This is a genomic window from Sporocytophaga myxococcoides (genome assembly GCF_000775915.1).
GTDB classification, from domain to species: Bacteria; Bacteroidota; Bacteroidia; order Cytophagales; family Cytophagaceae; genus Sporocytophaga; species Sporocytophaga myxococcoides_A.
The window spans coordinates 192,683-212,804 of record NZ_BBLT01000002.1 but is presented as its reverse complement, the minus strand read 5'-3'; the positions used below and the strand labels follow the sequence as shown (position 1 = coordinate 212,804).

Annotated in this window: 23 protein-coding genes; 4 read left to right on the top strand and 19 right to left on the bottom strand. The window is 36.1% G+C overall.

Annotated elements, in window-relative coordinates:
- Positions 1-320 precede the first annotated feature (320 nt).
- Positions 321-803, top strand: a complete 483-nt coding sequence (locus MYP_RS05215; RefSeq protein ID WP_045459558.1) for a lipocalin family protein — start codon at positions 321-323, stop codon at positions 801-803.
- Positions 804-899: 96 nt separating this feature from the next.
- On the opposite strand, the gene MYP_RS05210 is transcribed toward MYP_RS05215, so the two are convergent.
- Together MYP_RS05210 and MYP_RS05205 are read right to left on the bottom strand one after the other, a co-directional pair.
- Positions 900-1,259 carry a DUF1622 domain-containing protein gene (locus MYP_RS05210; protein WP_045461012.1) on the bottom strand — a complete coding sequence of 120 codons (360 nt, stop codon included), beginning with the start codon at positions 1,257-1,259 and terminating at the stop codon, positions 900-902.
- A gap of 315 nt (positions 1,260-1,574) precedes the next feature.
- Positions 1,575-2,018, bottom strand: a complete 444-nt coding sequence (locus MYP_RS05205) for a rhodanese-like domain-containing protein (RefSeq protein WP_045459556.1) — start codon at positions 2,016-2,018, stop codon at positions 1,575-1,577.
- A 294-nt stretch (positions 2,019-2,312) separates the two neighbouring features.
- On the opposite strand from MYP_RS05205, the gene MYP_RS05200 reads away from it, so the two are divergent.
- Complete coding sequence (locus tag MYP_RS05200; RefSeq protein WP_045459554.1) at positions 2,313-2,552, top strand: hypothetical protein; 240 nt, start codon at positions 2,313-2,315, stop codon at positions 2,550-2,552.
- On the opposite strand, the gene MYP_RS05195 is transcribed toward MYP_RS05200, so the two are convergent.
- The 5 genes from MYP_RS05195 to MYP_RS05175 form a co-directional block, all read right to left on the bottom strand.
- Positions 2,547-4,079: an NAD(P)H-hydrate dehydratase gene (locus MYP_RS05195; protein ID WP_231570010.1), complete on the bottom strand. Its 1,533-nt coding sequence runs from the start codon at positions 4,077-4,079 to the stop codon at positions 2,547-2,549. The genes MYP_RS05200 and MYP_RS05195 overlap by 6 nt on opposite strands.
- 196 nt (positions 4,080-4,275) lie before the next feature.
- Positions 4,276-5,496, bottom strand: coding sequence for an NADH-quinone oxidoreductase subunit D (locus MYP_RS05190; RefSeq protein ID WP_045459549.1), 1,221 nt, complete (start codon positions 5,494-5,496; stop codon positions 4,276-4,278).
- 2 nt (positions 5,497-5,498) lie between these two features.
- Positions 5,499-5,993: an NADH-quinone oxidoreductase subunit C gene (locus tag MYP_RS05185; protein WP_045459547.1), complete on the bottom strand. Its 495-nt coding sequence runs from the start codon at positions 5,991-5,993 to the stop codon at positions 5,499-5,501.
- Between the two features lie 114 nt (positions 5,994-6,107).
- On the bottom strand, positions 6,108-6,635 hold the full coding sequence (gene nuoB, locus MYP_RS05180) for an NADH-quinone oxidoreductase subunit NuoB (protein WP_045459545.1): 528 nt from the start codon (positions 6,633-6,635) through the stop codon (positions 6,108-6,110).
- 4 nt (positions 6,636-6,639) lie between these two features.
- Positions 6,640-7,146 (bottom strand): NADH-quinone oxidoreductase subunit A, encoded by a 507-nt coding sequence (locus MYP_RS05175; RefSeq protein ID WP_045459542.1) that lies wholly within the window; start codon positions 7,144-7,146, stop codon positions 6,640-6,642.
- Between the two features lie 444 nt (positions 7,147-7,590).
- On the opposite strand from MYP_RS05175, the gene MYP_RS05170 reads away from it, so the two are divergent.
- On the top strand, positions 7,591-7,974 hold the full coding sequence (locus MYP_RS05170) for a VOC family protein (RefSeq protein WP_037576439.1): 384 nt from the start codon (positions 7,591-7,593) through the stop codon (positions 7,972-7,974).
- 382 nt (positions 7,975-8,356) lie between these two features.
- Positions 8,357-9,121, top strand: a complete 765-nt coding sequence (map, locus tag MYP_RS05165; protein ID WP_045459537.1) for a type I methionyl aminopeptidase — start codon at positions 8,357-8,359, stop codon at positions 9,119-9,121.
- 71 nt (positions 9,122-9,192) lie between these two features.
- On the opposite strand, the gene MYP_RS05160 is transcribed toward map, so the two are convergent.
- From MYP_RS05160 to MYP_RS05105, 12 genes are all read right to left on the bottom strand, one after another.
- Positions 9,193-9,594: a small multi-drug export protein gene (locus MYP_RS05160; RefSeq protein WP_231570009.1), complete on the bottom strand. Its 402-nt coding sequence runs from the start codon at positions 9,592-9,594 to the stop codon at positions 9,193-9,195.
- 130 nt (positions 9,595-9,724) lie between these two features.
- Positions 9,725-10,372, bottom strand: coding sequence for a uracil phosphoribosyltransferase (upp, locus tag MYP_RS05155; RefSeq protein ID WP_045459532.1), 648 nt, complete (start codon positions 10,370-10,372; stop codon positions 9,725-9,727).
- A 1-nt stretch (position 10,373) separates the two neighbouring features.
- A complete protein-coding gene (locus MYP_RS05150; protein WP_052429964.1) occupies positions 10,374-11,390 on the bottom strand; it encodes a polysaccharide deacetylase family protein in 1,017 nt (338 codons plus the stop codon).
- Complete coding sequence (locus MYP_RS05145) at positions 11,387-12,328, bottom strand: GNAT family N-acetyltransferase (protein WP_052429963.1); 942 nt, start codon at positions 12,326-12,328, stop codon at positions 11,387-11,389. Before MYP_RS05145 ends, MYP_RS05150 begins: the two co-directional genes overlap by 4 nt.
- A 49-nt stretch (positions 12,329-12,377) precedes the next feature.
- Positions 12,378-13,679 carry a polysaccharide deacetylase family protein gene (locus tag MYP_RS05140; protein WP_045459529.1) on the bottom strand — a complete coding sequence of 434 codons (1,302 nt, stop codon included), beginning with the start codon at positions 13,677-13,679 and terminating at the stop codon, positions 12,378-12,380.
- An 88-nt stretch (positions 13,680-13,767) separates the two neighbouring features.
- The gene (locus MYP_RS05135; RefSeq protein WP_045459526.1) at positions 13,768-14,661 is read right to left on the bottom strand and encodes a helix-hairpin-helix domain-containing protein; all 894 of its coding nucleotides are present in this window, start codon (positions 14,659-14,661) and stop codon (positions 13,768-13,770) included.
- Between the two features lie 344 nt (positions 14,662-15,005).
- Positions 15,006-15,917 (bottom strand): SDR family oxidoreductase, encoded by a 912-nt coding sequence (locus MYP_RS05130; protein ID WP_045459524.1) that lies wholly within the window; start codon positions 15,915-15,917, stop codon positions 15,006-15,008.
- A complete protein-coding gene (locus MYP_RS05125) occupies positions 15,914-16,546 on the bottom strand; it encodes a peptidylprolyl isomerase (protein ID WP_045459522.1) in 633 nt (210 codons plus the stop codon). Before MYP_RS05125 ends, MYP_RS05130 begins: the two co-directional genes overlap by 4 nt.
- 47 nt (positions 16,547-16,593) lie before the next feature.
- On the bottom strand, positions 16,594-17,517 hold the full coding sequence (gene hemC / locus MYP_RS05120) for a hydroxymethylbilane synthase (protein WP_045459520.1): 924 nt from the start codon (positions 17,515-17,517) through the stop codon (positions 16,594-16,596).
- A gap of 44 nt (positions 17,518-17,561) precedes the next feature.
- Positions 17,562-18,467, bottom strand: a complete 906-nt coding sequence (gene rimK, locus MYP_RS05115; protein WP_045461003.1) for a 30S ribosomal protein S6--L-glutamate ligase — start codon at positions 18,465-18,467, stop codon at positions 17,562-17,564.
- A gap of 4 nt (positions 18,468-18,471) precedes the next feature.
- Positions 18,472-18,921 carry an ATP-dependent zinc protease family protein gene (locus MYP_RS05110; protein ID WP_045461000.1) on the bottom strand — a complete coding sequence of 150 codons (450 nt, stop codon included), beginning with the start codon at positions 18,919-18,921 and terminating at the stop codon, positions 18,472-18,474.
- Between the two features lie 11 nt (positions 18,922-18,932).
- Positions 18,933-20,057, bottom strand: a complete 1,125-nt coding sequence (locus tag MYP_RS05105) for a DNA polymerase III subunit (RefSeq protein WP_045459518.1) — start codon at positions 20,055-20,057, stop codon at positions 18,933-18,935.
- Positions 20,058-20,122 lie beyond the last annotated feature (65 nt).

Here is a 20,122-nt window from a genome sequence, read left to right as displayed (position 1 = left end):
GTTTTTCTTTGGTCTCTTTTTATCTGTAAAACAGGCCTCTGAAGTATTAGAGGCGCACCCCATCACTAATATCATAAAAAGGAGCGAAATAATATGAACCATACAGATAATTTAAAATTCTTGGCAATTTTAAAAACGGGAATTTGTCAATATTTATTTTAGAAAAATAATTTCGTTTAGCTCAAACTTTAATACTAAATTTAGCTTAAAAGTTATCGAAAATAGAAATGAACTTAAGATGTTTTGATTTTCCTGTTTACTTTTTAGCTATCTGAAATATTTATCATTAACGAATTATAAACAATCCATACTTAAAGATTATGAAATTAAAACTGACACTATTGGCTCTTTCAGGCCTATTGGTTTTCGCCGGTTGCAAAAAAGACAAGGATGATGATGCCACTCCAAGTAATCCGCCTCAAAATACTAATACTAAAGAGCTTCTCGTTGGGAAAAACTGGAAATTAACAGGTGCAAAGGCTTTTCTGGGTGATTCCATAGATGTTTACAATAATCCGTTATATGCAACTTATGTGGATTGCTATAAAGATGATATCATTACATACAGCGAACAGGGTACATACGCCTTAAACGATGGAGATAAGACTTGTTCGCCAGCTCTTCAAACTTCCGGCACATGGGAACTTTCAGCTGATCAAAAAACTTTGTTTATGGACAAAGGAACAGAAAGTGAAAGAACTTTTAATATTACTTCAATTACAAGCACTACTTTAATTGCAAATACTGCCTTTGATACCGATTTTGGACCAGTACAAGCAAAGGGCACCTTCACTGCTCAATAAAAATTTAAACTTAAAATTACACAAAAAGGCAGCTGGTTAACTAGTTGCCTTTTTGCTTTTATACTTTCTGATTTTTACCTATTTACCAATAGCTTTTCAGCTTGCAGACTCACCAGACCTGCTAATCTCATTATTTCTAAGTTCCCGGTCCAGAAAAAAGTTAAGGGCTGTTCGTAATACCGCTATTGCTGCAAGCTGACCAATTTCATTCCACGTCGGAGCTACGGCAGTTTTAAGAATGTCTGCACCTAAAAGAAATTCCAGAGCCAATGCCAGAGAACGTCCTAAGGAAAGGCGGATGTCTTCAATGGATATTTTTTGGGGTGCTAACTTTTTAAAATAATTACCTAAAAACATTGCAATTGCCCTGACAGAAGCAATGCCAATAACTAACGCTGCCGCAATTTCCGCCCCTCTTGCCAATGCAGTGGTTATTGACTTTACTATTTCTTCCATAAATAAAGGAACATCAAGAGAATGTAATTGTTTGGTTATTATATAAAAAGAAAGAAGGCTGAATATCACTTCAGCCCCCAGGTAAAAATAATAGCTAAAAAAATAAAAAAACCTAAGGGAATATTTCGGACAATAAGTTTAAAAAATATATTCCCTTGGGGTAAAACTTTTAATATTTATATCTATTAGACTTCATGTTTTAAAAACGTTTCGCAAAAAAAGCCACCTCTTCGATAAATATTTAAAAGATTTCGATAAAACAAAAAAAGGGCCTTTTAAAAGGCCCTTTCTTGAAATCTATTACCATTAGATTAATTAATTCATTGGATATCCTTTGTTTACCCAATCTTCACTCAAACTACTTTTAATATTAAGAATTTTAAAATTTTCAAAACCAGCATTTTTAAGGAAATCGTAAGGCTGCTTTACATTAGGACAATTTTGCATTGCACAGCACCCACAGTAAATAACAATAAACTGATTTTTATTTAGCTTGCTCACTTTAGTCTGAAGTTGATTCATTCCAGAAGTACTGTTTCCAATACCCACATTTACAGATCCTTTAATAGGTTGCATAGGTCCCATATTAAAAATGACTGGTTGTTTGGCCGTGGAACTATTCAGAATTCTGGCTAGTTCTGAGGGCTCAATCAGATATTCCTCGGTAAATGGATTGTCATTTTTATTTAATGTAAATGAAAGAATGCCAACAGAAATTAGCATTATGAAGATTACAGTTAGTTTCGAAGTTAGTTTCATATATTCTAAATCAGCATCTAAAGTTAAAATTAAATTTTATTCGTAAGGTCTGCAAGAAATTATGAAACGAATAAAACATTTTTAAATTTTAACCAGGATTAATTATTAAAATTTTATCACTGTTTATCAAATCATTATAGTCTGTAATAAAACAATTGACCATAATGATTTATTGGTTTTTTGAACTGCCAATGGCTTTTTAAACTTAACAAACATCAGGCCAAATGAGATAAGAAGAATTTGTTTCCAACAATATCCATTTTTCTGAGGTTTAATTTTTAAAGAGGATAAAAAATGAAGAAAATCATCATTTGTGCCCTGGTAATGACTGCATTTGCCTGCAATAAAAACCTGGATCCTGCACAGGTTCCTGACCCTGTTATCAATGCCTTTTACAGTGACTTTCCTACTGATGTGAAAGTTAAATGGGAAGAAAAGAAAAACAAGCAATATGAAGCCAACTTCGAATATAGAGGCCAACTGAGAGAAGTGCTTTACGACTCTTCAGGGACTGTTGTGAAAGTAGACTCATAATGAGGCACTATATTTCTTGTCGAATTCCAGGTAAAAATCTTTAACACCATCAATAATATCTTCTGCGATGATTGATGCTGTTCCCGATTTGGATGCTGCACGATCTCCTGCATATCCATGTAAATAAACCCCTAATTTAGAGGCCATTGCTGGACTGTATCCCTGTGCCAGAAGAGCGGCTATAATGCCTGTCAATACATCTCCACTCCCCGCAGTAGCCATTCCCGGATTACCTGTACTGTTGAAGCTTACATTTCCATCCGGTAATGCAACCATAGTGTTTGCGCCCTTTAATACCATGATGCATTTGTATCTTTGTGAAAACTTTCTGAGTCCCTCTAATCTTGAATAATCATTTGAAAACTCTCCAGCGAGTCTTTTGAATTCACCAGGATGTGGAGTAAGGATCGTATTTTGTGGGAGTGCATTCAATAGTTCCTTGTTTTTACTTAATACATTTAAAGCCCCCGCATCAAGCACAAGATTAATATTCTTATTTTCAAAAATCTGCTGTAGAAGAAATGCCGATTCAGCCCCTTCATACCATCCGGGTCCTGCAGCTACTGTATTAAAACCTGAAATGTCAGGAAGGCTTGAGATAAAATTTTCTTCCGGATCAACACTGAGAATAGCCTCTGGCAAGGAAGACTGCAATATTTGAACACCACACCTAGGCGAATGGAATTTTACTAATCCTGCTCCTGCTCTGTAACAAGACTTTCCACTTAAAACTGCCGCCCCCATCATTCCGTAGCTGCCTGCCATAATCAATACTTTTCCATAGTCCCCCTTGTGGCTAAACTTACTTCTTGGTTTTACGACAGAAAAAGCTTCTTCTTCTTCAACATAAGTAAACGCCGAACTTTGACTTTCAATAAAAGATTTATTTAGTCCGATATCTCCTATAACCCAGCAACCAGTGTAATCTTCATTCTGAGGAAACAGAAATGAAAGTTTCGGTAATTGAAATGTAAAGGTATAATCAACCTTCAGCTTAACTGGATCTTCATTATTTGCATCGCAGAAAAGTCCTGAAGCTATATCTATTGCAACTCTAGTAACTTTCGAATCATTAATAGATTTTATAATATCTGCATATAAGCCACCAACAGGTCTTGACAATCCGGAGCCAAAGATTGCATCAATAACAATTCCTCCTATAGATAAAATTGGGATATCTTCCTTTGAATTGATCTTGGTAATAGTTACAAGCTTTTCAAGTCTTTTTAAATTAATGTCAAAGTCTTTGCTATATCTGTCGGAAGAAAAAATAAAGACCTTAACAGAATATTGTACATGGGTCAATAAACGGCCAACTGCGAGTCCGTCGCCACCATTGTTTCCCGGACCACAAAAAATATAAACTTCTCTATGCGGCTTAAATCGTTTTATAAACCAATTAACAAAAGTTACTGAAGCCCTCTCCATTAGGTCGATGGATGTAATTGGCTCGTTCTTAATTGTATAGGCATCAAGTGCCCTTATCTGGTCAGCGGAGAGGATTTTCATAAGGCTAAAAGACCTCATCTTAGATCCTGTTCCTAAAGGACTTGGTTGTCAACTTAACATTGTTTATTAAACCACAATCAAAGATTCGTTAAGTTGAGGACTGTGTCCTAAAGGAGAAGGACTTGAATGTATTAATATTTAAGATTTTAATCAAGCTAATAATACTTTCAGCTTTGTGCTTTCAACTTAAAACTTATTACTTACAACTTATTACTTACCTGTCCACTTCTCCCATTACCACATCTATAGAGCCAATGATCGCTATTAAGTCTGCAAGCATCGTATTTTTTGATAATTCATTAATGACAGAAAGGTTTACAAAACATGGAGAGCGTCCTTTACATCTGTAAGGAATATCTGTATTTCCAGTTGACCTGAAATAAAAACCTAGCTCCCCTTTGGGTGTTTCACCTCTCACATAAAAATCCATTGCTTTAGGTCTGATCTTTTTAGGGACCATGGCCTGCGGATCAAACTCCCTGGTCCTCTTGTGAGTTCCTGTAAGTTGCACAAGGCATTGTTCAATAATTTTTATGGACTCGTAGCATTCTAAAACTCTCACATAGTTCCTATCCCAGCAATCTCCAACGGTTCCCATATCACCCTTGCCCACAGGTATATCAAAATCCAGTTCTGGATAGACAGAATAGGCATCTACCTTTCTCAGATCATATTTCAAGCCTGATGCTCTCAGCATTGGCCCCGAGCAACCATAATTGATAGCCAGATCCAGAGGCAGTATTCCGATATTGGCTGTACGCTGAATAAAAATTTTATTGTTGATTACCAGCGCTTCCAATTCCTTCATTTTTGGCTTAAGGTATTTTATGAAGTCTGCACAACGATCTTCAAAACCAACGGGAAGATCATAAAACAATCCACCTACCCAAATGTAATTGTATAGCATTCTCGCACCGCATACCCATTCCAGAAGACGCTGGATATGCTCTCTATCTCGCATCAGCCAGAGGAATGGAGTAAACGCTCCAATATCTATACCGTAAGTTCCGATTGCTACGAAATGTGAAGCAAGCCTGTTCAGCTCTGCTACAAGAACTCTGATATACTCTATTCTTTTAGGTAATGTATTTTCAATACCCAGCATCTTCTCTAAACCCATCACATATACATGTTCTGAGTTCATTGAAGCCAGGTAATCCATGCGATCAACGAAAGGAATAATCTGATTGTAAGGAAGGTTTTCTGCATGCTTTTCAAAACATCTGTGTAAATACCCCATATGAGGAATGACCTCTCTTACAAACTCCCCATCTGTAATTACCTCAAGTCTCAATACACCATGAGTAGATGGGTGCTGGGGACCGAGGTTGATAATCATCTCCTCGGTTTTAAGATCTTCAGGCTTTGTGCGGGTAGGCTCAGACTTCTGGAGATTGTCTTTATGGTAAATGTATTGAATCCTGTCAGTTGGCATCTTTAATAAGCTACTTTTATACCGTGATAATATTCCTGTTCTTTATAATCTTTTCTTAAAGGATATCCTTCCCAGTCTGCAGGAAGAAGAATTCTTCTGAGGTCAGGGTGCCCTTCAAAAATAATTCCGAAAAGATCAAAAGCTTCACGTTCGTGCCAGTTGGCTGTTTTATATATTTCACTCAGAGTTGGGATCTTAGGATGATTATTTTCATCTCCTCGTAAAGTTTCTACTCTGAGAGTAAAATGATGGTTATATGGTATCGAATAGAAATTATAAATGATTTCAATTATGCCCGCTTTCAAATTATCAATTGCGGTGATGCAGGACAAATAATCAAAATAGGTCTTATCATTACTCCATAGAAATTTTGCAATCTGTGGTAGTTTGTCCTTTACAATAGTGAGTACAGGCTGAAGACCTGATATATTCTCAGCTTCCACCACTTCTGCTCCAAATTCCTGTATAATCAGTTCTTTAATTTCCTGAAAGGTCATAAATTAAATGATTTAAAAATTCACCTCATCCTAAATCCTTTTCCTGAAGGACAAGGACTTCAATGTAGTACTACTTTCAAAGCTTGTGCCTGAAAAACTTTTCGCTTTAAGCTTTCAGCTCAAAGCTTTTTTCTTCTCAAGAACCTTATTAATAAGCTTCGGTTCTTTTATACTTTCGGTCCTGATTTTTTCCTGAAGTTTCATAAAGCCACCAATGAGCATCTCCGGCCTTGGAGGGCAACCTGGCACATAAACATCAACAGGAACGATTCTGTCTACACCCTTTACAACGTGGTATCCATGTTCCCAATAAGGGCCCCCACAATTGGAACAGGATCCCATGGAGATGACATATCTCGGTTCCGGCATTTGTTCATATAACCTTCTGATACGATCAGCCATTTTGAAGGTCACTGTACCGGCAACTATCATAACATCTGATTGACGAGGGGAAGGTCTGGGAAATATTCCAAAGCGCTCCAGATCGTAACCCGAGGCAAATGTAGACATCATTTCAATGGCACAGCATGCAATTCCAAATCCCATTGGCCAGATAGAAGACAACCTTGCCCAGTTGATAACATCATCTGCTTTTGTGAGAATAATGCCACCTTGTCCGTATTTATGATCTAATAGTCCCACTTATTTACCTTTCTAAAGCTGTCTTCCCGGAATATTTGGTATTAATATCTTCATATAATTTCTTCGGAACCGGAGATTTAAATGGAGCAATCTCCTGATCCGGTTTCACCCAGTTCAGGTATCCCCTTGCCCATGCATATGCAAGGCCCAAAGCAAGGATTGCTATAAAAATGAACATCTCCGTAATTGAAAACCAAGCCCATAGACCATCAGTTGCAGCTATAAGTTTTTTATTTGCGAAAACCGTAGCCCAGGGAAATAAGAAAACCACTTCTACTTCAAAGAGAATAAAAATCAACGCTATGATGTAAAATCTCATGTTAAATTGCCCCCAGGCATTTCCTACAGGGTCTTCTCCACATTCATAACTCGTTAATTTTTCTTCATTCGGGCGGTGAGGTCTTAGTATTTTTGAGGTAACCATAACCAGTCCTGCAAATAATATTCCGCTGATAATAAAAAGGAAAATGATTCCAAATTCTGATAGCTGACTATTTTTAACCTGATTCATTGTTGAGAAATTGATTTTATAATCAAGGTCTTAGAAATAAAATTTTAAGCGACTGCCTCTCTCTTTTTCTATTCCTGATTTACGATAAATACAAATCTACACCTTAATAAGGTTCGGATTAAATTTTAATCGAACAAATTTATATCCGCTTATATTTCAAAGTATTAAAATCTCGTCTTTCTCTTTGAAGATATAGTTTTCATTTGCTCCCAAATTTTATTTTAAATTTGCCATGTAGTTCTATTTCTCCTCATGAGGAGTAGTATTAAATAAAAAATTTCAAAAAAATATTAACCTATCCTTTACTTTGTTGTTCTTACTATATTGCCGTTTGCAGAAATGTCCTACTATAGGAGAACATTACGGCAAATAACACTAAAATGAAACCGACAAAATATCCTGACTTGGACAATTAAAAAGGAATAGCAATAAAAGAACAAAACTATGAATACCAAACTAGGACGGGCTGTGATCCTTGTTGAAGATTATGATAAAGCCTGGGATTTTTATCAAAAAAATTTTCTGTGTAAAATACTTCACGACAGCGAAACTCCGGACGGACAAAGATATCTGCATATAGCATTTTCCGATGATGACGATTTTGGAATATGGTTTATGAAGGCAGATCCTTCAAAGCTTCCAATAGGAAAACAAACAGGAGGCGCACCAACATTGGTGATATATACAGATGCCATAGAACAATTTTATTCTCATGTAAAGAAAAACGGAGTAAAGATCGCAGAACCATTGGTTTCAACTCAGGACAGTAAATTTTTTCATTGCCTGGATCTTTATGGCAATAGACTGACTGTAGTGCAGAAGAAGTAACTAAATAAAATTAAAATCTTATACACATCTGGTTTAAATCAAATTCTTCCTCATTCGTGAAGGATTTGATTTTTTATTTAATAACAATTGTAATCTTTAATTTTTATCCATCACAAGTGGGACAATCAAATCCGCGACTTAAAATTTATCTTATTCCCTTTTATGCAAAATTTAACCAGAGGTTCAGAACAACAACGGGCCTAAAAAGTCAGACAGAACTAAAGAACCTCCTTTAAAACAAGTAAATAATACCACTTCATCTATTGCATCCTATCCAGGATAGAAACAGAATCATAACTTTTCTAAAAAATACTTAGGTTTGCATTGGGAACAGGATTAAACTTTAATCCATTATAAAAGGTAATTATTATAAATTGAGGGTATGTCGATTTCATCACAGGCAGATATAGAGGGACTTCAAAGAATCAGCGATGCGGTTGCTTTGACATTAAAACAAATGCGTGAATATGCCAAACCAGGCATGAGTACAAAAGAGCTGGATGAATTTGGCGGAGAGATATTAAAAAAATTCGGAGCAAAGTCTGCACCCAAACTTACGTACGGCTTTCCAGGCTGGAGTTGCATCAGCCTGAATGATGAAATTGCTCATGGTGTTCCTTCCGAAAAAAGAATTCTTAAAGAAGGAGATCTTATAAATATAGATGTATCTGCAGAACTTGATGGATACTGGTCAGACAATGGAGGTTCTTTTGTTCTGGGGAAAGACATTCATAAACATAAGCCATTGGTAGAAGCTTCCAGAAATATCTTATATAAAGCTATACATCAAATTAAAGGCGGTGTTAAAATAGCTGACATAGGTTTATTGATCGAGACTGAAGCTAAGAAAGCAGGGTTCAAAGTCATTAAAAACCTCGTCGGACATGGGGTAGGGAGAAGCCTTCATGAGGCTCCGGAAGAGATCCCTTGCTTCAATGATAAGAACAATAAACAAAGGTTTAAAAAAGATTCTGTGGTAGCAGTAGAAACATTTATTTCTACTAAGGCTAATTATGCCCATGACAAGGGAGATGGCTGGACTTACATTACCAAAGATGGAAGCTATGTTGCACAACATGAACATACCATTATCATTACTGATAGTAAACCGATAATTCTTACTGAGGCGAATAAGATCTGGGATTAGATCGGGATTGATCAAATTCTGATATCAACAGAATTAGACAAACTCATTTAGGATCCCATTCCCCAATCCGATTAAACAATAGGAACTTTCTTAATCAGGAATATTACACTTGTAAAAATTATAGACCAGAAAATTGAACTAACAAGCATGTAAAGGAAAATCCTTTTAGCAGATTCGCCGAACGAGCTGGCGAGTAATGCTCCTCCTATTGGACTAAAGAGAACAGGAGTCAAAAATGCAACACCTTTTAATCCGTAATTCCTCCAGATCCTGACCATTCTTCTGTTTTTATCGCAAAACAGTTTTCTATTTTTATAAAACGTTTTCATTATCCAGTTTTTAAATGGTTTTCCTATAAAGCTAACCATGAGAAAAACTGTAGTCATCATACCGAGTATGGTAAGTAAAGCTGTTTCAAATATGCTTAATCCTGAGGCAACTCCCAGCAGTGGTCCTCCGATAAATTTTAACATACTTGTAAGGAAGACCATGAGGTATTTTAGAATTAAACTAATCATAAAATTGAACAGTGTACTTGTGTGGTTTAAAAAAATAACGGAATTCGCCCTTCTTTAGTTTGCTTTATTTTTAATCGCCTTAGTATTACTTTTTTGGACCGAAAGCTAAATCCCCTGCATCTCCTAACCCTGGAACGATAAAAAATTTTTCATTCATTTTTTCGTCTATAGCAACAGTCCAAAGTTTTGCTTCAGGAATTTCATTTTTTACGTATTCGATTCCCTCCCTGCTAGATAAAACAGCAGCCAAATGCACTTCTGAAGGTTTTCCATATTTCAATAAAGTTCGGTAAGCTACGACAAGGGATTTACCGGTCGCAAGCATAGGATCAGTAAGTATCAACACTTTACCTGTTAAATCAGGAGAAGCTACATAGTCCATGTTTATTTCGACATTACCGGTTTCCTCAGACTTGTTACTTCTATAAGCAGCAATAAAAGCTGATTCTGACTGGTCAAAGATATTCAGGAACCCCTGAAAAAATGGAATACCAGCTCTTAAAATTGCACCGATTACAATCTTTCTCTCAAGCACATATGTAGATGCTTTTTCCAAAGGACTTTGTACTTCTTCCTTTTTATAATCTAATTCTTTTGAAATTTCATAGGCAATCAGAGCTCCAAGCCGCTCCATATTACGTCTGAAACGCATGCTGTCTTTCTGAATTTCAACAGACCTTAGTTCAGCTAAAAAGCGATCTGCAACAGATGGGGATTGAGTGAGCACAAACACGTTACTTTCTTTTTATGTGGTTTTTCCCTAAAGGACTTTTCAGGATATAATATATGTATTCTGCAGCAAAAATTTGACGGGCAGAATCAAGACTTTTTTCCATTGGTATTCTTTGAAAATGGAAGATATAATTTTCATGTTTTATTCCCGCGACTCCAAAAGAACAATCTAGTCTCATTTCTTTATACATTTTATTGAATAGAGCAGCAGAAACTCCATAATCAGTGAAAGGAAAAGCAAAAGTTCTCAGTCTGGAAAAATCATTATTAATTACAAAATCGATGCTTTCTAATGTTTGCAACTCTTGCTGTTCCAGAGAAATTTGCTCATATAAGGGATGGTCTAAACTATGAGCTCCAATATGGAAGCCAAGCTTTTTTAATTCCATTACTTCTTCTGATTCCAGATACGGCCTCTTTTCTTTCAAATAATCTGAAAATGAAAATTCTGAAGCAAGGGCTAATTTATCAAGGATATCTCTTTCCTTATACTTTATGGACTTTACTTTTTGAATAAAATTTTCTTTCTCTATTCTGGTTGTATCAAAAGTTCTTTTAAAATTGATTTTTTTCTTTTTGAACAAATCTATAAGCAGGCTTGCTTTGTTCCGGTACATCATTTCTCTGTTGTCAGTAAAAGCTGGATTTATAAAAAATGCTGCAGGTATTCCCTTTTTTAAAAGTATTGGAGCAATAACATCTTTTACCTCTCTTAAACCGTCATCAAACGATAAAAAAAATGAGGGTCTATCAAGTCTTAATTGACCATTTCTCCATTTTAAGAGTTCATCAATAGTTATCGGGTTAAAATGCCTCAGCATAAATTCAAGGTCATCAAGAAATAACTTTTCGTTTCTGATCTTATAAAGATTATCAACATGTGGAACATTCTGATCAGAGACGAGATGGTAGGTAGGAAATATAACCTTTTGTCCTGTTATTTTCTGAAGAGCAGCGAAAGGTAAAACAGATGCGCAAGCGTTCAGAATCGGGGTTAATAAACTGTCTTTAATGTTCATTCCCCTAGAATATTTTTAAGCTTTAATAAAAGTGAATTCCTCTTTATTATCTGGAGGTAAGGAAGTTGGGTTGCTCCAAAATTTCTAAAAAATTGTTCCACAGGTTCCAGCATGCTACCCTCAAAATCAAAATCTTTACCTTGAGATTGAGCCATTTCAATTCCTTTCCAAAGCAGAAGGGTCAAAGCACCAGAATTTTTATACTCAGGATCAGCTGCACCGAACAAGTAATAAATACAATTCTCATCCCAAACGAAAAACACACCGGCATGTATCGAACCTTCTTCATCTTTTGCATATAGAATCTGCCCTCTTTCTTCATTGATACACCATTGAATACATCTATTAATGAAGGAATAACTCAAATTGAACCTAAGATTCTGTTCATTAAATGATCTTACTTTGAAATCGAACAAATCCTTAACATCCTTTGAATTAAACACTTGCAAGGAACGTTCAGCTTTAGCTAGTTCCCTTCTAACAGAATCTTTTACTTGCAACTTGAGAGCTTCAGGATTTTGACCTTTAAAAATCTTATAAGTGTATCTGGTAGTTTGTTTAAATTTCTTCCAGTAGAATGGAAGCCAGTTTGTAAAGGTTGGATAAAGGTTAAGAATCAACTCATCGAACTCCGGTAAACGGTCAATTAAAGATGACAGTACTTTTTTTTCGTAAGCAATTTTTGTCAGATCTTTTTGTCCATCAGGGTAGTTAATCCAGACACCAGAGTAAGGAGTAAACTGAGGTTGCAGGATTCTTTTAAATCCCAGTTTATGATTAAGAGGGAAGATTAAAAAGCCATGAATATTGTCCCCCTTGGCTTCTATTATAACATCCCAACTATCTTCGCAGATCAGATCCATCCATTCAGGTGTAAGAAAAAGAGGTATGTCTTTTTGTCTTGCACAGTAGCTTCTGAAATAATCCTTTTTATTCATTAAGGAGTCGGGGATTTAAAAATAATAATTTTTGAAATTACTCAGAATGTCACTCTTTTGCCAATCGAATTACTTTTTCATAAACTTCTCCCCAGTTTTTCCATTGTCTTTCATTTCCTAAAGATTCATTATGGAAAATGAATATAAGTTGTCCTCCAACCTGTTTTACATCATTGACAATGGGAGTAATATAGTTGATCACTTCCTTTGAGCGTACTTTCAGGAAAAACTTCAGTGTGCTATCCATAAACGCAAAGGGATAGATTCTAAGATCCGTCGTAACATTTTTTTCCAGATCAAAGAACAGGAAGGAGCTGCAAGTTCCGGCTCTGAAGCCGATCTTAGTTGTATAGCCCATTGAATAATCCTCTTTGATCCCTGCATTCAATAGTTTTCGGTATGTTTCCGGCAGGGTAAGTTTTATATAGTGCTGTCTGCTTTTTGTAACCTGTCGGGAAAGAATTTCTTCCAGCCTTTTCTTTTCCATTACAAGTTTATTTTCAGAAGTATTTGAGCCATAGGAAGGATGCAAACCAATAGTAGCTTCTTCATCAAGGCTCCTGACAAGCTTTACCAAATGCTCATTATCATATGGAAGGTTTTTGTCATACTTTCCATAATCTCCTAAAAGGAAAAAGTAATTAGGAGTTATTTTATAAATCCGGTGAATTCTTCTTTGTTTATCATAAGTATCATAGGGGTCTTGCTGTTTGCCCAAATGCACTTTAAGACGTTTAACCAATTTATTAAAATCAAGCTTTATAAGTCTTTGAGTAAGTGACAAACTTGTTCTTAATACTCCTTTATATTTATAAGCATAAGCATTATCAATATCAAGAGTAGGCTGAAAACTGTAAGTAGCGGTATAATTAATAGCCTGAGGATACTTCTTATTAATAATATCCTTAATCACTAAAGCCCAGAAATTGACTATAGGTTTTTCAAGAAAGCCTGCGGAAATTGCGATACTGCTTTCTGGTTTATACCTGTTGTGCCTGTCTTTTTTATGAGGAAGATACTCTTCATACCTTGTAATCATATAAAAACCGGCAGCGAATGGATCAAATGGCAGAGATCCTGATTTTACGGAAAATAAAGTTTTTATATTATTAAATGTACCGATAGAAATTTGTCTTATAGAAACAGTCGATTCAAATAAAATAGGATCTGCTTCCAGATATAATTCATCATTTATCTGTCTGAATCCATAAGAAAACTTTGCTTCGCTAAAGGCTTGGAATTTCTCAGGATCAGTGGTAAACTCATAATCCGATTTGAATATTTCTTTAAAATAAAAATCAAAAATATATGTAAGCCTGTTTGTAATCTGAGGCACTAATACCAATATCATTCCCTGCGGAAAAAATTAAAGAGTTAAATACTATTTTACCTAAAAATAGTATTTGTTTTCCTCAATTTTCACCGAAAATTCTAATTTTTTATTGACCAATTTCAATATATCTGTAAATCAGTTCTGGTTTTTTACATTTAAAAACTGTATCAGTCCGAATTATTGAATGAATGGCATCTTCAGAAAAGCCTGTTTTTTTCAATTTTGAAATGTATTGTGCAGCCTTATATCCAATATAAGGATGACCTGCAATCTTTTTAAATTCAGAATTATAAAGGTGGATTCTTTCAGGTTCGAATGCTCTGTTTATGAAGGTATATCTATTTAATTGAGTCAGGGCATATTCCGTTAATCCATAAATTTCCAAATACTGGTCTTTGCTGACAAAACCTCCGAGGGCATTTTTATATTTAAGAATCCTTCGGGCAAGTGTTGGCCCAATACCATTCAGCTGTTCCAGACTAACGGAATCTGCTTTGTTAATATCAAAAATATCAGGCGCTTTTTGCTCAATTAGTTTAGGCTTGGAATGTGTTCGGAAAGTTAAGCATGGGGCAATTTTTTCAAATTCAGTTTTATCCATTCCATAAATTTTAAGCAAATCTTCCTTGGCAAAAAACTTTCCTCCTTTTTCCCGGAATTTTATTATTCTTTCTACCAGCGTTGATTTTAAACCAGTCATTAGGAAAAGCTCTTTTGAAGCAATATTGGGATCAAAACTTTCCGGGAACTTGTCAGAAGGATTAGTTATAGATTCATTTTTATCCGTAAACGATTCTGATTGAGCTTCAAATAATTCTAACAGACTGTCTAGAGCGGCACCGTTTTCAGTTCTATCCATTCTTTTCTGAGGAAAAATAAAATATTCAGTTAAAAAAGGAATTGTTAATACAAGACACAGAATTGCCTGGAGGACAATGAAACCGTGAGCTTCCTTTTTTGAAATGCCAAAATAGGATTTACACCTTTCGATAAGATTCATAAAAGCTGGTAAAGTGCAGTAGTCGTTAGCTGATCAATTTATGTTAAAGGTATAAAAATGAGGAAAATAAAAAAAGCCCTCCACTCCCGAAGGGCTCATTAACCTTTACTAAATTATTTACTAACTTATTAAACAAAAGCGTACTAATAAGCCAAATCATCAAATACAGCTTTTCAACCCACTACCAACATAAAATTCCAATTTGAAAACTGCCGTTTTACTCAAATTTTAATTATACTTTAAAAATACTTCAATAATGAACGCATGTAAATAAGGGAAAACCCCTATATGCTCAAGGAATTTTCTTAAAGTGTACAATTAAAATTAATTATAAATATAAAGAGTTAAACTTCAGCTATTTGTTCAGCCAATAATTTAATACCTTCTTCAAAAGAATGAGGGTCATAACCAAGATCATTCATTGCCTTATCAAGAATAAAGCCCGTTTTCGGAGGTCTTACAGCTGGTTGTTTGAAAATTGTACTATCAGCTTTTGAAATAAGGGACTTATCAAGTTTAAAGAAATCGGCAGTTTTAATAGCCATTTCATATGGTGTAAGGAAATCTTTTCCGCTTATGTTATAGATACCGGTAGCCTGATTTTCCATCATAAGATAACAGCCCATAGCTAGGTCTTCAGCCAGTGTAGGTGTTCTCCACTGATCTGTTACCACCTGAATTTTCTTTCCTTCTTCCAGACTTTTTTTAACCCAAAGAATGATATTGGATCTACTCATATCGCATGCAATACCATAGACAAGTACAGTTCTTGCAATAGCCCATTTAGCTTTGCTTTTCAATACAAGTTTTTCTGCTGCCAGCTTACTCTCTCCATAATAACTCAAAGGGTTGGCCTTAGCATTTTCATCATAAGGACCATTCTTTCCATCAAAAATAAAATCTGTAGATAAGTGGATCAGATGTGATTTTATCTTTTCAGATGCTTCAATAAGGTATTTAACTGCATCAACATTCTGTGCCCAGCAAGCTTCCCTCTCCGACTCACATTGGTCTACATTGGTCATAGCTGCAGTGTGAATGATAAAGTCAGGTTTGGTTTCAGAAACTATATCCATCACCTGGTTTCGGTTGGTGATGTCCATTGACTTATACACATATGCTCCTGGCTCCATAGGAAGTCTGTTTTCACCTCTTGCTGTAGCGATCAGGTCATAGTTTTCGTCATCAGCTATAAGACCTACAAGTTTTTGTCCCAAAAGGCCATTTGAACCTGTAATTAAAACTTTCTTTTTCATGCTTTATAAAAGTTTTCGCAGTGATATAGTTTTATGATTTTTTTCTTTTTTAGTTTTTTAATGGAAACCTCCATTGTAATATTTTTAGAAGGTCTGTCACGGTAATCCTTTGGCTGAGTAGCAATTTTATCGATCACATCGAGCCCCTGGACCACCTGACCAAAAACGGTGTATTGATTATCAAGGAAGTGTGCTCCATCCTGATTTTCTACTATATAAAATTGCGATCCGCTGGATTCTCTTTTAGGATTCACCTGGTCGCCCATTCTTGCTGCTGCAACAGCACCTTTATTGTGCTTCAGTTTTTCATTAAACTCTGCTGGTACAGTATAGCCCGGCCCACCCATTCCGTCATTATTCGGATCGGCATCCTTAGAATTAGGATCTCCTCCCTGAATCATGAATTCATCAATAATTCTGTGAAAGGTAGTTCCATTGTAAAACCCTTCCTGAGCAAGCTTTAGAAAGTTTTCCTTATGCTTTGGAGTAAGATCAGAAAGGAGCAATACCATGTCGCCAAATTCTGTTTTTATTGTCACCACGTAATCCTTTTTGGAAGGTTTTGTAGTTTGACCATAAGCTGTAAGGGAAATAAAAATCAATACAATCGCAAAAAATTTAATTTTCATATAACACTAATATTTAAGACTTTTTTAACATGGATAATTTCTAAAAGTTATTTCTTTAAGGCTTTTAATATTTCTTTACCTCCTGAGTTTAGGACCTCTTCAGCTAATTGCAAACCTAATTTTCGCGCGTCGGTTTGGGTTCCAACTATCTCTTTCCTGACAATTTCTGAACCGTCCGGACTCACAACTCCTCCTCTTAATTTGAGTAGATCTCCTTCTATCGTTCCAAGGCCAAAAACCGGAATGCTACAACCACCTTCTAATTTATTAAGGAAAGCTCTCTCCGCAATCAGACAAGTTTCTGTTGGAATATGGTTTAGCAATTTCCTAATGATATCCTTTTTATCAGAAGAAAGAGAAGAGGCTGCTTCTATGGCAATACTTCCCTGTCCTACAGCCGGTGTGAAAATATCCACCGGAAGTTCCTTTACTATAAATTCATTATAGCCCATTCTATGCATGCCTGCAAAAGCAAGAATCATTGCAGGAAAAAGGCCGTCTTCCATTTTCTTAAGTCTTGTCTGGAGGTTTCCTCTTGCATCAGTGGTTGAAAGATGGGGAAAATAATGCTTTAGCAAAGCTTTTCTTCTTGTGGACGAAGTACCAACCAATACTCTTGAAAGGTCTTCCAGAGCAAAGCTTTTGTCAAAACTAACCAGTACGTCGTTTGGTTTTTCTCTTTCAGTGAATGCTATGATTTCCAGCTCAGGTCCAAGATCCGTCTGCATGTCTTTTGCGCTATGAACCGCAATATCCAGGGACCCATCCTTCAATTGCACCTCAATCTCTTCTGTAAAAATTCCTTTGGTTCCAATTTCGGAAAAGGCAGAAGCGAGTTGCTTATCTCCTTTTGTTTCAATCTTTAAAATCTCTGTTTCATACCCGGCGTTATTCAAAACTCCGGCGACATATTCTGTTTGCCACATTGCCAGTTTGCTGGCTCTGGTTCCAATTCTGATTTTACTCTCCATCAATATAATCAAGCGTTCTAAGAAGCAACTTAGAAATTTTTAGGCTAAACTCCAATCAAATCCCGTTCTGCCTTTTTCTTTTTATTGCGTTCTACAAAATCAATGATTTTGCCTGCCACATCTATCTGAGTTACAGTTTCAATTCCCTGCAACCCCGGCGAAGAATTGACTTCAATGATTAAAGGGCCTCTGGAGCTTCGTAACATATCCACCCCGGAAATAGATAAGCCCAAGGCTTTTGACGCACATAATGCAGCGTCCCTTTCTTCATGTGTAAGTTCAATCATTTCGCCTTCCCCTCCACGATGGAGGTTAGAGCGGAATTCGCCTTCTTTACCTTGCCTTTTCATAGCCCCCACTACTTCATTGTCTACCACAAATGCGCGTATATCAGAGCCGTTGGCTTCTTTTATAAATTCCTGAATGAGGATATCAGCTTTGAGCCCATAAAATGCTTCAATTACTGATTTAGCGGCTTTTTTAGATTCTGCAAGTACAACCCCTATCCCCTGGGTACCTTCCAATAATTTAATAATTACCGGCGCACCACCTACATGGCTTATAAGGTTATCTACATCTTTTGACTGGCTTGCAAATGCTGTCTTCGGAACTCCAATACCAGCTTCGCTCAAAACCTGAAGTGTTCTAAGCTTATCTCTTGATCTGGTGATAGCCTGGGATTTCGTTGAGCTGAACACGTTCATCATTTCAAACTGGCGCACTATTGCAGCACCATAAAATGTAACGGAAGCCCCTATTCTCGGAATTACAGCATCATAATCAGTTATCTTTTCTTTATTATAATAAAGCGTTGGATTTCCTGCCTCTATCCCGACATAACATTTTAAATGATCCAGAACCCTAACATCGTGACCACGCTCTTTAGCAGCCTCCACAAGTCTTTTTGTGGAATAAAGGCTTGCATTTCTTGAAAGAATCGCAATACGCATCATCTTACTTATTTAAGCTTTTCTTTTGTTTGTAGGATAAATTGAATTTGGAAACATCTACCAGGAAACCATTTTTCAAAAATTTTCTTCCCAGTAATATGGGATGTTTCATGTTAGATCTGTCTGAAAGGGTAAACTCTGTTTCAATAAGTTTGTTAAAAATGAGGACTTTCGTCTTTATCACAAAACGCTTTTCAATTTGCCCGAATGAACTTTTCACTATTCTTTCCGAAAAATTATTCGTTTGAAAAACAATTTTTTCCTTTTCCTTACCATTAAAATAAGGTAAGGTGAAGCTCAGTTTTTTCTTTACATTGCCAGTAACCTTCGGATTATTGCAATGGATGGAACAACTATAAGCACCGGTATCAATTTTTGCTTTTACCTTGAATATTTTAAGATCCGGAAGATCTATAATATCACTGCGGCCTATAGTTAGCTTCTCTTTTTTCATGAGCAGTCCTGTCAAGACTTCATCATCCCGGATATTTGCAGAGAGAGATCAAGAAATACAATTTTTGCATTAGCGTTTCTCTCTATATGATAATATGCCTCATTCAGGCTCTTACTAATATTTTCTATTTTAACTTCGTTTAAAGCTTTTGAAAAGCCATCTACAAACTTCAGATCTTCTTCATTAAGTCTTAAAAGCTCTTTGCTATTGAGGCGACAGATAAGGGTTTCTCTAAGAATATTCAATCCATATTGGAAAAGATTTTTCTGACCTTCTCTTCCAAGTTTCTGGAAGGCTTCTGACCAGTCTACAAGTTCCAGGATATTGACCTTTTTATAACAAAGCCTCATCCATTCTCTGAACATTTGATGGTTGTCTTCTTCTGCCTGCTGCAGCAACCTTAATCCCTCATTCAGATTCCCATCTGCCAGATAAGCAACTTGTCTTGCTTTTTTTTCATCAAGATGCTTATCCTCCATTAAGAATTTAGTTACTTCTTCATCCGTGAAAGGTCTTATCTTCACTCTTTGAGTACGGGAAAGTACCGTTGTTATGATCTTGTCAGGGTTCTGAGTAACAAGCAGAAATATTGTTTTTACCGGAGGTTCTTCAAGGACTTTAAGAATAGCATTGGCTGAAGACGAATTCATTTGTTCCGGAAGCCAGATGACCATTATTTTATATTCTGCCTCGAAAGATTTCATGGTCACTGTCTTTATTATATTTCTGCTTTCGTCTACTGATATATTCAGTTGTTTATTTTCTGCTCCTATAAAGTTCCCCCATTCTATAAGTCCTCCATAAGGATTTTCTGCAATGAAATTCCTCCACTCTTTCATGAACAATGCACTTGATGCGTCTTTCGAAACACTTTTTGTGGTGCTCACTGGAAACACAAAATGCAGATCCGGGTGGATAAGCTTATTGAATTTATTACAGGAAGCACAAGTGCCACAAGAATCTGTTTCACCTTTCTCCTCGCAGTTGATATAAGTCGCATAAGCTAGTGCCATTGCAAGGCTGCCGCTTCCTTCTGGTCCGGCAAAAAGCTGAGCATGTGCAACATGTCTGTTTTTTACAGAAGCAATAAGGCTGGCCTTAGTTTCTTCAAGACCCTTAATCTGAGAAAATAACACAATTATTAAATTTAAGTACTAGTTATGAATTTTTAGGTAGCCTTAATAAGGGAATACGTTATAAA